The 12,836-nt window shown below is 39.5% G+C and carries 9 protein-coding genes and 1 pseudogene; 2 read left to right on the top strand and 8 right to left on the bottom strand.

What is annotated here, in order from left to right; translation table 11 throughout:
• Positions 1–14: 14 nt before the first annotated feature.
• From FD724_RS02445 to FD724_RS02480, 8 genes are all read right to left on the bottom strand, one after another.
• On the bottom strand, positions 15–1,022 hold the full coding sequence (locus FD724_RS02445) for a glycosyltransferase (RefSeq protein ID WP_179071473.1): 1,008 nt from the start codon (positions 1,020–1,022) through the stop codon (positions 15–17).
• 199 nt (positions 1,023–1,221) lie between these two features.
• Positions 1,222–2,490, bottom strand: coding sequence for a class I SAM-dependent methyltransferase (locus FD724_RS02450; RefSeq protein ID WP_179071474.1), 1,269 nt, complete (start codon positions 2,488–2,490; stop codon positions 1,222–1,224).
• 110 nt (positions 2,491–2,600) lie between these two features.
• The gene (locus FD724_RS02455) at positions 2,601–3,629 is read right to left on the bottom strand and encodes an NAD(P)-dependent oxidoreductase (protein ID WP_012407825.1); all 1,029 of its coding nucleotides are present in this window, start codon (positions 3,627–3,629) and stop codon (positions 2,601–2,603) included.
• A gap of 444 nt (positions 3,630–4,073) precedes the next feature.
• A complete protein-coding gene (lhgO, locus tag FD724_RS02460) occupies positions 4,074–5,288 on the bottom strand; it encodes an L-2-hydroxyglutarate oxidase (protein WP_012407826.1) in 1,215 nt (404 codons plus the stop codon).
• A gap of 145 nt (positions 5,289–5,433) precedes the next feature.
• Positions 5,434–6,207, bottom strand: a complete 774-nt coding sequence (gene rfbF, locus FD724_RS02465; RefSeq protein ID WP_012407827.1) for a glucose-1-phosphate cytidylyltransferase — start codon at positions 6,205–6,207, stop codon at positions 5,434–5,436.
• Between the two features lie 348 nt (positions 6,208–6,555).
• Entirely contained in the window at positions 6,556–8,724 is a 2,169-nt protein-coding gene (locus FD724_RS02470) for a tetratricopeptide repeat protein (RefSeq protein WP_179071475.1), read from the bottom strand.
• A 56-nt stretch (positions 8,725–8,780) separates the two neighbouring features.
• Complete coding sequence (locus tag FD724_RS02475) at positions 8,781–9,563, bottom strand: PP2C family serine/threonine-protein phosphatase (RefSeq protein ID WP_179071476.1); 783 nt, start codon at positions 9,561–9,563, stop codon at positions 8,781–8,783.
• A gap of 50 nt (positions 9,564–9,613) precedes the next feature.
• Positions 9,614–10,288, bottom strand: a complete 675-nt coding sequence (locus FD724_RS02480) for a VWA domain-containing protein (protein WP_114082323.1) — start codon at positions 10,286–10,288, stop codon at positions 9,614–9,616.
• A gap of 751 nt (positions 10,289–11,039) precedes the next feature.
• On the opposite strand from FD724_RS02480, the gene FD724_RS02485 reads away from it, so the two are divergent.
• The gene (locus FD724_RS02485) at positions 11,040–12,425 is read left to right on the top strand and encodes a response regulator (RefSeq protein WP_179071477.1); all 1,386 of its coding nucleotides are present in this window, start codon (positions 11,040–11,042) and stop codon (positions 12,423–12,425) included.
• A 58-nt stretch (positions 12,426–12,483) separates the two neighbouring features.
• A pseudogene (locus FD724_RS41875) lies at positions 12,484–12,588 on the top strand (type II toxin-antitoxin system VapB family antitoxin); the annotation flags it as partial.
• Positions 12,589–12,836: the final 248 nt, after the last annotated feature.

Consider the following 12,836-nt stretch of genomic DNA (forward strand, 5'->3'; position numbering starts at 1 on the left):
AGTAATTAGGTAGTTTATGGCTTATAGGTACGTACTTCTTCAGTAGATATTTCGCTTGATTCTGCTAAACCGAATTCTTTAGAAACCATCACATCAAAAGCACATAAGCTGACTAAAGCCAAAAATGGAACTACTGTTTTAATGGCGGACATCGGCCATCTTCTTAAAGCACCCAAGAAAACTTTTAAGTTGACTTCTTTACCGTTCTGCAAAAGCATCCGTCTACAAAATTGTTTAGAATATCCACTCTGCTCTAATTTCAAAATTACTTCAGGAATATGTTTGTATTGCATTAACAGTGCTGATTGTGGTTCTTTCTGCCAATAACTCACACCAACAACACATTCTAAATAAGTCTCTTTAGTGACAATGACACTACCATTAGCAGCACAATATCCGGCTAAATATGCTAAAGATATCCAGTTATTCTCAGCATCTTGCCAATCTTGTAGAGCGCGTTTTACTAAGTCAGTGCGATAGACTGTAGCAGTCAGAAAAATGACTGCACCGACACTTTTTGAAAAACAATGTTCAAATATGGCTTTACCATCACCCTTACCATCTTCACTATCAACATCAAACCAGCGATTACCAACTATTTTTGGTGGATGAACTGGTTCACCAGTAATTTGGTTACGACCGGAAAAATTGAGGAATAATAATGATAAATCTTCGTGTTGTCTGAGTTTGCTAATCACATAAGCAATTGCTCTATCTTGAATTGGGTCATCATCGCCGATTGTCCAAACATATTTTGTTGTTGTAGACTTTAGGCAATACATAATATTTTTAACTACGCCTAAATTCTTTGAATTTTTATTTGATTTAAATGTAATATTGTTAAGTGTCGCTTGCCATTTTTGGATCACCCCTTGAGTATTATCTGTTGAACAATTATCGGATACTAAAATCTCACACTCATCTTCAAAACCTTTGATAGCTTGAGCCAACCATGTTAGCTGTTTATCAAGTAACCCGGCACGATTATAAGTGGGTATGGCAATAGTCAGGAGTTTATTCATATTAAGCTTAAATCTATAGTTAAGAGGCTACTAGCAACAGCTTGTTTATTAACAAGCTGCTTTTAAGTTGATTTTTTGATATTTAACAACAAAAGCTTTATAAAACTACGCCTTTTAATTACTTTTTACCTATTCTCTATGCTCATATTGAAAACAATAAAATAGTAATAAAAGGCGCCTTTTGGGTTATATTTAGTAATTACGATGCTATTAAAAGCCTATCCGGAATAGGAGACGGATAGATTTTTACTTCAGGAATTGGTACAAAAAACTGTCCACCCCACTCGCCAATAAATGCCATTTGCTCCATAATTTCCTCTTTGAGATTCCAAGGTAAAATTAGGACATAATCTGGTTTAGTTTCGCGGATTTTGTCTGGTTCAAAGATGGGAATATGAGTCCCAGGCAAAAATAAGTCTTGTTTATAAGGATTGCAATCGACTGTGTAATCGATAAAATCTTTCCCAATCCCACAGTAATTAAGCAATGTATTGCCTTTGGCTGGTGCGCCATAACCAACAATTGATTTCCCTTCTGCTTTTGCACTCAAAAGGAAATTTAATAGCTTATGCTTTGTTTGTTTGACTTTTTCGCTAAATGTAATATAAGTCTCTATCCGATGCAGTCCAGCAGCAATTTCTTTTGCTTTTAGATGGCTAACTCGGTCACTGATGTTAGGACTATCAGCATCGTCATGTTTGGCATAAATTCTTAGTGAACCGCCATGAGTTGATAATTCTTCCACATCAAAAAGTTGCAAATTGTGTGCTGCAAAAATCTTTTCGATAGTCAGAAATGAGAAGTAAGAAAAATGCTCGTGATAAATAGTATCAAATTGATTTTGTTGAATCAATTGCAAAATGTGAGGAAACTCCATCGTCAAAATACCATTCGGTTTGAGGATGAGTTTCATTCCAGCTATGAAATCATTTAAATCTGGTACATGAGCTAAAACATTATTGCCTATCAAAAGATCGGCTAGTTTTCCTTGTATCACAAGTTCTTTGGCAGTCTCAACCCCAAAAAACTTGTTGATACTAGGAATACCTCTATTTTGAGCTATCTTAGCTATATTTGCAGCTGGTTCTATTCCTAAAACGGGGATTCCCTTTTCTACAAAATATTGCAGTAGGTAGCCATCGTTGCTGGCAATCTCAATAACTTGATTATGATGATTAAAGCCAAATTTCTCTACCATCATATCGGTGTAAGCTTTGACGTGCTTTAGCCAACTTACTGAGTAAGAAGAAAAGTAAGCATAATCGCTAAAAATATGATCGGGAGTTTCAAATTGTTCTAATTGAACTAAAAGAGTGTCTTCAGACACATAAGCATGGAGCGGATAAAATTTTTCGGCATGATTTAGCTGTTCTGCTGTCAGATAAGCATTGGCTAAAGGTGACATTCCTAAATCAATAAAGGTTTGGTGCAGAGGTTGACCACTAAAACGACATTTTGCGTTCGCCATAAATTTCAACTCACTGATTACAAATAATTTGATGGATGAAATAAGTCCGAACCAAATATTGTTGATTCGGAAACTTAGATTATTTCTTCTTTGCTGTTAGGCAAGTCTATCTACTTTTTATTCCAGAAGAAATCTTTGTCAATTTGTTCGGTGCGGATTAGATACTCTAGCTGTTTTAAGCGAGTAAATCCTCTAAATAAGAAAGTGTCTTCAGCCATATCTATTTGACTAAATAAATCAAATAGCTGCTGGGCACCAAGTCGGGCATTCCAATCACATTTAAATCCGGGGAGAATTGTGTTGATTTTCTCGAAGGATACCCGATAGCTGCGGTTATCTGAGCCATTGTCACCAAAGGACAATTTACAATCTGGGAAAATATCAGCAATAATTTCCGCGATTTCTTTGACACGATAGTTGTTTGCTGTGTCTCCGACGTTGAAGATTTGGTTATGTACAATATCTCGTGGTGCTTCTAAAGCACAGACTATTGCTTTGCAAATATCCAGTGCGTGGACTAATGGCCGCCAAGGTGTACCATCACTGGTCATTTTGATTTGTTTGCTAGTCCATGCCAACCCAGCTAAGTTATTTAAAACAATATCAAAGCGCATTCTGGGAGAAGCACCAAAGGCTGTGGCATTCCGCATAAAGGTGGGAGAGAAATCATCGTCAGCTAGTGGTGTGACATCCCGTTCTACTAGAGTTTTGCACTCTGCATAGGCTGTTTGGGGATTAATTGGGGATTCTTCCGTAACATCACCTGCGGTAGCAACACCGTAGACACTGCACGAAGACATATATACAAAACGACGCACACCCATAGCTTTAGCTAGGCTAGCGAGACGAACTGAACCTACATGATTAATTTCGTAGGTAATATTGGGTGCTAATTGTCCGGCTGGGTCGTTGGAAAGTTCCGCCATGTGAACTATTGCTTCAACACCTTCCAAATCATCAGGGGTGATGTTGCGGATATCTTTGTTAAGGGTTTTAGGTGTTACCCCATTAGCGTTGTATAGCCAACCAACTTTATAGAAGCCGGTATCTAGACCGATAACTTCATGTCCACGTTCGATTAACAGAGGTGGTAATAATGAACCTAGATAGCCTTCTGTTCCAGTTACTAATATTTTCATTGTAGTTAACGCCTTTGTATTGATGAGTTAAATTTTTCGTTTAGTAGGGATGCACAGATGTGCGTCCTAAAGGGTGTTGCATCCAAGAGGGAACCGCTATATTTTTCGTTTGTATGCAATCATTTGACCTCTCTCCAAACCTCTCTCCTAAGAGGAGAGAGGCTTTGAATCTTGCTCCCATTCCCTTGTAGGGAAGGGGTTGGGGGTTAGGTCATTGGACTCAACCCAGAAACGCTATATATAACTCGGCTAACAGTCATTACATAGTTTGCCGACTTACCTATTGGGTAACAGCACTCTATAGCGGTTCTTAATTGATGCACTACACTTTTTTCTTGTGAGATAGGTATCTTACCCGTCTCTTATATTTCCAGGCTGGAAAAGATGCCCACTATACAAGATTCATCCTTTTATTCAGCAGCCCGGAAGTAATAACAATGTTATCTATGCAGTTACTGCAATATCTAGATGCGAGGGTTGGGGAATTTCTGCTACAAGCGCTTTGCCAATTTCTAGAGAAGATGTGGCAGCTGGAGAAGGAGCATTGCAAACATGGATGGAGTTTTGACCGGAAACAATCAAAAAGTCGTCTACAAGTTTGCCGTCGTTCATTAAAGCTTGAGCGCGAACTCCTGCGTGGGTGGGAACTAAGTCTTCTGCTTGGACTTCGGGAATTAGTTTTTGCAAACTTCTGGTGAAGGCTGCTTTACTAAAGGAACGAATGATTTCTTGGATGCCTTCATCAGCGTGTTTGGCTGCCAATTTCCAGAAACCTGGATAGGTGACGACTTCAAGAAAATCTCGTAAATCAAAGTCGGTTTTTTTGTAACCTTCGCGTTTGAGGGATAGAACCGCGTTTGGCCCTGCGTGAACGCTACCATCAATCATCCGGGTAAAGTGGACACCCAGGAAGGGAAAATCGGGATTGGGAACTGGGTAAATTAGTGTCTTGACGAGATAGCGTTTTTCTGGGGTGAGTTCGTAGTATTCTCCCCGGAATGGGACGATTTTGGCTTGGGGTTCAACTTTACCTAATTTAGCGGTGCGATCGCTATGCAATCCCGTACAATTAATTACAAAGCGGGTTGCAAAGTTGCCTTTGTTTGTTTCTAGTACCTGATTTTTACCACTTGGGGAGATTTTCAGAACTTTTGTATTGAGATGCAAATCTCCGCCCTGTTGTTGAATTAGCTGGGCATATTTCAAACAAACTTGCTTGTAATTAACAATCCCAGTTGAGAATACCCGAAGCCCACCTACGCATTTTACGTGAGGTTCAATTTCCCTGACTTCTTCGGGGCTGATTCTCTTAACTTCTATACCATTGTCTAAGCCGCGTTGGTAGAGATTTTCTAGACGTGGTAGTTCTTGTTCTTCTGTTGCAACAATGACTTTACCACAAACTTCATGTTCTATTCCATGCTCTTGGCAAAATTCTACCATAGAGCGAGAACCATCACGACAAAATTTAGCTTTGAAACTCCCTGGTTTGTAGTAAATACCAGAATGAATTACCCCGCTATTATTGCCGGTTTGGTGAAATGCCCATTGGCTCTCTTTTTCTAGTACTAAAATACGCGCATTGGGATAGCGTTTTCCTAAAGCCAATGCTGTAGAGAGTCCAACTATTCCCCCACCTATAATCGCAAAATCATACATTAGTATTATCGCACTTAAAATTACAGTAAATTTATTTGTCATTAGTCATTAGTCATTTGTCATTTGTCATTTAACTTCTGACTTCTGACTTCTGGCTTCTGACTTCTGAATTCTGAATTCTGACTTCTGACTTCTGACTTTCTTTCTACCATGCCTTCCAAGGAGCCTGACTGCTTTTCCATAGCCCCTCTAGATAGTTTTTATCGCGTAAAGTATCCATCGGTTGCCAAAAACCATCATGTTTGAAAGCAGATAGTTGTTCCATATCAGCTAACTTTTCTAATGGCTCTTGCTCCCATACTGTAGAGTCATCAGCAATCAAATTGATTACTTCTGGTTCTAACACAAAATAACCGCCATTAATCCAAGCTCCATCACCTTCAGGTTTTTCCCGAAAGCTGGTAATTTTAGTTTGCTCATATCCCAAGGAAATGGCTCCAAAACGTCCGGCTGGTTGAACCGCTGTGAGTGTTCCTAATGTATTTTGTTCTTTGTGAAACTTCACTAGCTCGGTGATATTAATATTACTTACACCATCACCATAAGTAAAGCAAAAAGTCTCATTACCAAGATGTTCTCTGATTCGCTTTAAGCGTCCGCCTGTCATGGTATTATCACCCGTATTGACTAAGGTAACACGCCAGGGTTCTGCATAACCAGAATGCACGTTCATCTGGTTAAATCGCATATCAAAGGTAACATCTGACATGTGTAAGAAGTAGTTAGCAAAATACTCCTTAATTATGTAACCTTTGTAACCGCAACAAATGATGAAGTCATTAATGCCGTGGGCGGAGTAAGTCTTCATTATGTGCCAGAGAATTGGCTTACCACCAATCTCAACCATCGGCTTGGGTCTGATACTAGTTTCTTCACTGAGGCGTGTACCAAGACCACCAGCCAAAATCACCGCTTTCATGCAATTACCTCGGAGATTTGTAGGGATATTATTTTATTTGACTTTTCGACATGAAGAGGATGCACTTAGATAGAGAAAAATTGATTTCTGATTTGTTTTTCTCCGTCAATAATCTAACTGTAATTTCCCCCGAAATTATAAAGGAAAGATAAATTAACATCTTTTCTATATAAAAGCTCTATGAATATCTATAAACATGAGATTGAAGAAAAATTCTGTTCGATAAATTACTTAATTAAATAAAAATATTACCAAATAAATAACTAGGGTTAGCTTGTACTAACCCTAGTTAGGCTTGATTTCTCCAATCAAAACCGATAGTATGCGAGTAAAAAAACTTACTTGTTTTTAGTTAGTTTTTTCCAAATTACTTGAGCTTTGAAATAAAGGATCGCATTTGTTTTCTACGACTACACATAAGTTACTGAGTGCTTGCTGATAATTATCCATATCATCTTGCTCAAGAAACATTTTGGCAGATGCCTGTACATCTTCGATCGCTTTCGCCTGATTTTTGTTAGATTCACTACCACCATATTGTGCTAGTTCATAACGAACCATACCTCGTTTGAGATATACTTTTGCTAATTTAGGGCTTAGGGTTAATGCTTGGTTAAAGTCAGCGATCGCTTGATTGTATTCTTGTTCATAATTGCTGCTATATTGAGCAATTTGATAATAGACAACACCTCGCTGAAAATAAGCTTCTGCTTTCGATACATTACGTTTTATAACCTGAGTGAAATCTGCGATCGCTCTTTTGTAAGCTTGTTGAGATTCACCGCTATATTTAGCCATTTGGGTGCGGACAATTCCCCGTCTGATATAAGCTTCAATTTCGTTCTTATCCAGACCGATAGCTCGATTATAGTCTGCGATCGCTAGGTTATACTCTGCATCAGGATCGTTGCTATATTCGGCGAGCATATAGCGGGCATTACCCCGATTCACAAGGGCTTTGGTTTGATTGGGATTGATTTTAAGAGCTTGACTATAATCTGTAACTGCTCCTTCGTAGTCTTTGAGGTTATAGCGGGCATTGCCCCGATTTACAATTGCTGTGGTATGTGTTGGTTGTTGTTCAATTGCTTCGGTTAAGCTGGCAATTGCTTTTTCGTAATCTCGGTCTTTGTAAGCAGTTTGACTCTGCTGATAGTAATCAGCGAAGCTGAGTTTATTAATTGTCTGGCGAGACTTCAATGTTTGTTGAGTGTAAGCATTTTGGGAAACCAACGGCTGAGTAAATTTAATCATTACGTCGGCATATCCCAATAAACCGAAACCCAGCAAACAACAAATAACCGGGTACAATTTTGACTTCTTGGAACGTTTATAAGATGAACCGCTTGGAGTAATTACTGGCTGCCAATAATTACCTAAGTGCGGTGACATACTGCGCTGGGGAAAATGCGGTGTCTGGGTGTAGCGCTTTTTCGCTTTGATTCGCGGTTGGAGATGTTCTCTCGCTTCTATGGCCCGATGTGATGGGAAGGGGTCGCGTCCGCCTAATCGCACGGTACGTTCACACCACGGACAGCTACGCATGTGGTTGTTGTAGCGATGCTGGGGATTTGTGGTGCAGGTAATTAAAGAATCTTCGGCTTCAGCGATGGCTGAGAGCCAAGTCTGGGCATTGGGACGCAACTGTGGGTTGTTGTGACCGTCTTCAAAACAACGGACAAATAGTTCTTGTAGGCTGGGATGAAGAATTTCCCAAGGGGGCGCAATGGGGGTAGGTAGGTAGGGTACGTACCGCTTTTGGCTATAAGTGAAATGCCCCGATGCAATGCGGGCTTCGTAGGGTGGTGGCTCAATAGAACCTTGAAAAATCCCCGAAAATGGGTGAGTGCCTTCCATTAAAAGTTGGAATACCAGCACTGCTAACCCAAATAAATCGTGAGAAATTTCGCGATCGTGTTGGGCAAAAGTTTTATTCTGTAGTTCTGGTGGTGTAAACTCTGGTTTCCCGACTGGGCAGCGATAAACAACATTGCTGTTGGGGTCGAGTACTTGGAAAGAGTCTGTGTCTATCAAAGTCACTAGTGCGGTGTCACTGACGAGGATATTTGACTCGTTGACATCACCTATACAATATCCACTAGCGTGCAAAGCGGCAAAAGCTGCCGCCAAGTTACGAGCCGTGCGGAGCAGGTACTGATAGTTGAATAGGGGGCAGTGTTGACGACGGGTTCTGGGGTTGTAAAAGTCGATGATTGGACGCATCCCCTGAATCCGTGGCATCAAAAAGCCCAAAATGCTATTTTTGCCATCTGGTGTCCGCAATAAATCCTCTGGCCAAGCGATAGAGATATGACCCAAACTAGCTGTCGGGTTTTCTGGCGGGTTGGCAAGCATCGCCTGTAATTTCTCAGCATGGGCTGTAGTTGGCTTGTGGTAAATCTTCGCCACCAAGTCATTATCAGATGGCACTGCATAAACACAAGCTTCACCGCCACGCCCCAAACTGACATTGAGGCTGAGGATTTCTTTTCTAGGGGAACAACGTAGTACCTGCATAATGAAATTACCGCTAACGGAAGTTATTTAGGATGTGAAACCTGTAAATTGATTGCTCATGAGTCGTTGAATGCAGCTATAATGAGTGTCAAATCATCATCAGTGCGTTGTGTAATTCGGTCTGAGCGTAAAAACTTTACTAACTGCTCCTTGGCTTCTGTCTTATCTTCGGTATTAGCTACAAATTCAAACAGTGGAAAAAAGAATGGTTTGTGAGGCTCTCCAATAACCATATTCAAAGCCAGCATTTGTAGTCCGTCGGTGATGATACCAACATTAACTATGTCGGTGCGCCATAATCTCATCTGCGCTGTATCTAAGGCCGTAGGAGAAGTTAAAAAAGTGGTTTCGTTGATGTACTCGCCGCTATCAGGTATAGTTAGAGCGAGGAGATTGCCAGTGCTATCTTTTGCCACTGCCAAACCATCACCTATTTGCACTACAGCTACAACTTCTGGTGTGGCCACCATCATAATTAAGGTAGTTGCTAAGTCTTGAGGTTGTTTGTCACAAGTAGCCGCTTCAGCCTCCACAGCTTTTTTGGCGGCTAGTATGGCATCATTTAAGAGCGATCGCACAAACGCATCATCACTCAAAACTTTTTGGGTGATTCCTCTGCTAGAAATGCTTTCTATTGCTGTCTCCACAGCAATCATCGCTCCCACTTTCCCAAGGCTAGCAGAACCCGCGCCATCTGCTGCGGCTGCCACCAAAACATTATCAGACAATATTTGCCAGTGATGAGCATCCTGACATAACTGCTTGTTTTTTAAGTGACTTGTACCACATACCGACGCAGCCACAATCCGCCATTGAGCAATCTGTTTTGATATTTTCATAGATTTTTTTTCAACAGCTCGCTGTCTCAACATCAAGCTGCGATTTTTAATTAAACAGTCCCCCAACCAATCGGCGGTAGTGCTACCTGTTCGTCTACCTGCGAATGAGAAACAGCTGACATACTAGTTGATAGCCAGACAAACATCTCGATGAAGTTTAGTCCTTTGAGTTTCAAAGGTGTACGTACAGTTATTTGATTTAAACGTGTCATATTCGCATTTTCTACACCAACTGTAAAGAATGCTACACGCTTGTTCGCCTCGTCTCCCTGTAAGCGCACAGATGCTTGCTCCACTACATTCTCTAACTCACCTTGGGGTTCTCCATCGGTAATCATGAATACCCAAGGACGATAGTAAGCAATCCCATTGGTACGATACTGAGATTTCCGCTCTTGAATTATGTCCAAAGCTTTATGAATGCCTGCACCCATTGTAGTCAAGCCCTGTGCCGTTAAAATGGGCGGATTAAATTGATCGGCAGTCACAAAGTCTTGTACTACATTGACATTACTATCAAAAGTGACGATCGCCACTTCTACACGTCTTGCGGCTAAGGAATTTTTGACCAATTCATCCTTTAGACTGAGCAAACCCTGATTTAAAGCCTCAATCGGATCTCCTTGCATCGAGCCAGATGTATCTAGTAAAAGTACACAAGGACAACGAGGTTCTGGGTTCTCAGCAAATTCTACTACTTCATCAAGTCTTAATGTATCATGCATAACTTTTTGTGTTATGTTAAAGTTCAAAGCTTTATTTCCTTTTTGTCCGAGTATATAATTTCAGCCGTCGAGGTCACTACAGAATATAGTATCTAGTGGTAGATGCTCTAATCTTTATTAAACAAATTATTTTCATGAAGTTCTCAATATATTTTTTAAGAAAAACTTGAGTACAGCTTAGTTTAGCAAAAAAGAGTTTATCAAAACCCAGTGTTACCTGTTGTAATGTATCTACCAAAAATTTATATCCATTAAACCTACAGTACAATAAATACGTAAACTTTCCCAGATAAGTTTTTAAAGATTTTATGTAGAAGAATTTTTCCTTTACAGAAAAATTATTAACCATAATTAATATCTTTAGCTCCAGAAGTATACCAGCGTAACTGCTTTAACGTGGAATCAAATTTGCCTGATTTTTGTGAGTAGGCATAAATAAACGTCATTACTAAGGTCTGAAGGTAAGAGTTGTCAGGAGTTGGTAAAATCCAGAATTAACCAATATTTACTGATAGGCTAGCTATGATAAATGTTTCTCTTTATTCATACCTACTTGTGGTTTGAGACAAATTAAGTAAAAAGTACCAAATGTAACAGATAAGTTATAAAACTTATAATTTTTAAAATATATACATATTTTAAAAGGAATAACTTGTCCGTAGATAAATATTACAAAGAAGAGAAGACTTTATCGTTGATATTTTCAATCTACAAATGTTCAGTTGTTGATTCCGCAAGAAACTTGAAAAATATGAATAACTCAGGCGCATTCACCAAACTACGTCCTCTAAGTTTGTTAAGACAGTTATCCAATTGCTTTGATAGTACTTGTTTACAAGCATTAAGTAACTCAGTTCGTTGGTCAATTTACTTAGAACAGGGCAAAATAACTTACGCGACTCATTCAGTAGAACCTTTTGATCGACTAGAACGCCATTTGCGCCGCCTCAGCCACCAAATTCCCTTGCTTACTAGCGAAGTGCGGGTTCAAGTACGTCTGATGTTTGAACCTGACTCACACAATCAGTTACTCGAATATGACAGCAATTCCAGAAGCCACCCTCCTGAATATCAGGCGATATCCTGGCTTGTTAGTCAACAACATCTACATTCTACACAAGCAGTAGTGCTGATTCAAGAATTAGTTAAAGAAGTGGTTGAATCATTTTTGCTTATTAAAGAAGGTACTTATGAATTAACAGAACCACTTGAGAGAATGCCAAGAATTTGTAGGCTAGATGTGGAAAAGATTCTAGAACGTTGTCAAGGAAGACTACAGAATTGGCAAGCTTTTGTTCCGCAAATCTCTTCTCCATATCAACGTCCATATCTGTTGATTAACAGCAAAATTGAGGAAAAAGATTTACCAAAACTTCAGCCAGATTTGATTAATTGGATGAAGGGTTTCAGCTTGTGTCATCTGGCAACAATTTTGAATCAAGATGAAATTCAATTGGCCCGCAATTTATACCCTTACATACTTAATGGTGCGATTATCTTGCATGAACCCGATCCACCATTTGATAAGTTACCAAAGCTATTTGAAGAGCAATCGCTTTTCTCAAAATTAATTCCAGAGATAGAGAACACCACAAAAGAGCTAAATAGCAGCATCAACTCTTACCCTGATATTGCTGAAGAGAATATATCTCCTGTTCCACGATTACCACAGATTTCTCTTCCTCCCCAAGAAAACTTTCAGGAACCAACACTATCAAATAACATAAATCCTGCTTCCCAAAAAGTAACAGCTGCTACTGTAACGGCACAAAAAGTCCACAAAATCGTTTCTGTAGATGATAGCCCCACAATTCTCAAAGAAATTAGCCGTTTCTTAGAAAATGAAAATTTTTCTGTAGTGACTATTAACGATCCAGTAAAAGCCGTTTTATCAATTATAAGGCACAAACCAGACTTAATTTTGTTGGATTTAAATATGCTAGGAATAGATGGTTATGAGTTGTGCCGGATTATACGAAATAATTCGATATTTCAAAAAACTCCCATTATTTTTGTGACTGGGAATAAAGGAATTGTAGATAAAGTAAAAGCCAAATTGGTTGGAGCATCTGGATATCTAACTAAACCATTTACTCGCGCCGAATTACTTAAAATAGTCTTCATGCATTTGACTTAAATTAACCACAAAATCTAATAATGATGAGCTAGTAAGGATAAATATGGCTACAGTTTTGGTTGTTGAAGAGGCATTACGAGAGTATGTGCAACGTCGAAAGCAACTGAAAATTCTAGAGCTATTTGGCATGATTGAATATGACGATGATTATGACTACAAGTAACATTATCGGAGTGGATGAAAGTTAACGAACCGCAGAGGCGCAGAGAACGCGGAGAGAATAAAGAGGGATTTTTATATCACAAAACTTGTCAGCATGTTTTTAATGATGTGCAACGGCTTACTAGGGGCGATCGCATAAAATGTAAAGATAAAGCAAAAAAGCGATATTGTTCTGCGAGTCTAACGTAGTAGGATTGTTCAAGTGAAAGGGTACGCCTAGCGGGATGAGTAGCCATCGATCGCTAGTAG

This window comes from Nostoc sp. C057, assembly GCF_013393925.1.
Taxonomy (GTDB): domain Bacteria; phylum Cyanobacteriota; class Cyanobacteriia; order Cyanobacteriales; family Nostocaceae; genus Nostoc; species Nostoc muscorum_A.

Coding starts and splice junctions, on each gene's coding strand:
- FD724_RS02445 (WP_179071473.1), bottom strand. CDS start 1,022: ATGAATAAACTCCTGACTATTGCCATACCCACTTATAATCGTGCCGGG.
- FD724_RS02450 (WP_179071474.1), bottom strand. CDS start 2,490: ATGGCGAACGCAAAATGTCGTTTTAGTGGTCAACCTCTGCACCAAACC.
- FD724_RS02455 (WP_012407825.1), bottom strand. CDS start 3,629: ATGAAAATATTAGTAACTGGAACAGAAGGCTATCTAGGTTCATTATTA.
- lhgO (WP_012407826.1), bottom strand. CDS start 5,288: ATGTATGATTTTGCGATTATAGGTGGGGGAATAGTTGGACTCTCTACA.
- rfbF (WP_012407827.1), bottom strand. CDS start 6,207: ATGAAAGCGGTGATTTTGGCTGGTGGTCTTGGTACACGCCTCAGTGAA.
- FD724_RS02470 (WP_179071475.1), bottom strand. CDS start 8,724: ATGCAGGTACTACGTTGTTCCCCTAGAAAAGAAATCCTCAGCCTCAAT.
- FD724_RS02475 (WP_179071476.1), bottom strand. CDS start 9,563: ATGAAAATATCAAAACAGATTGCTCAATGGCGGATTGTGGCTGCGTCG.
- FD724_RS02480 (WP_114082323.1), bottom strand. CDS start 10,288: ATGCATGATACATTAAGACTTGATGAAGTAGTAGAATTTGCTGAGAAC.
- FD724_RS02485 (WP_179071477.1), top strand. CDS start 11,040: ATGAATAACTCAGGCGCATTCACCAAACTACGTCCTCTAAGTTTGTTA.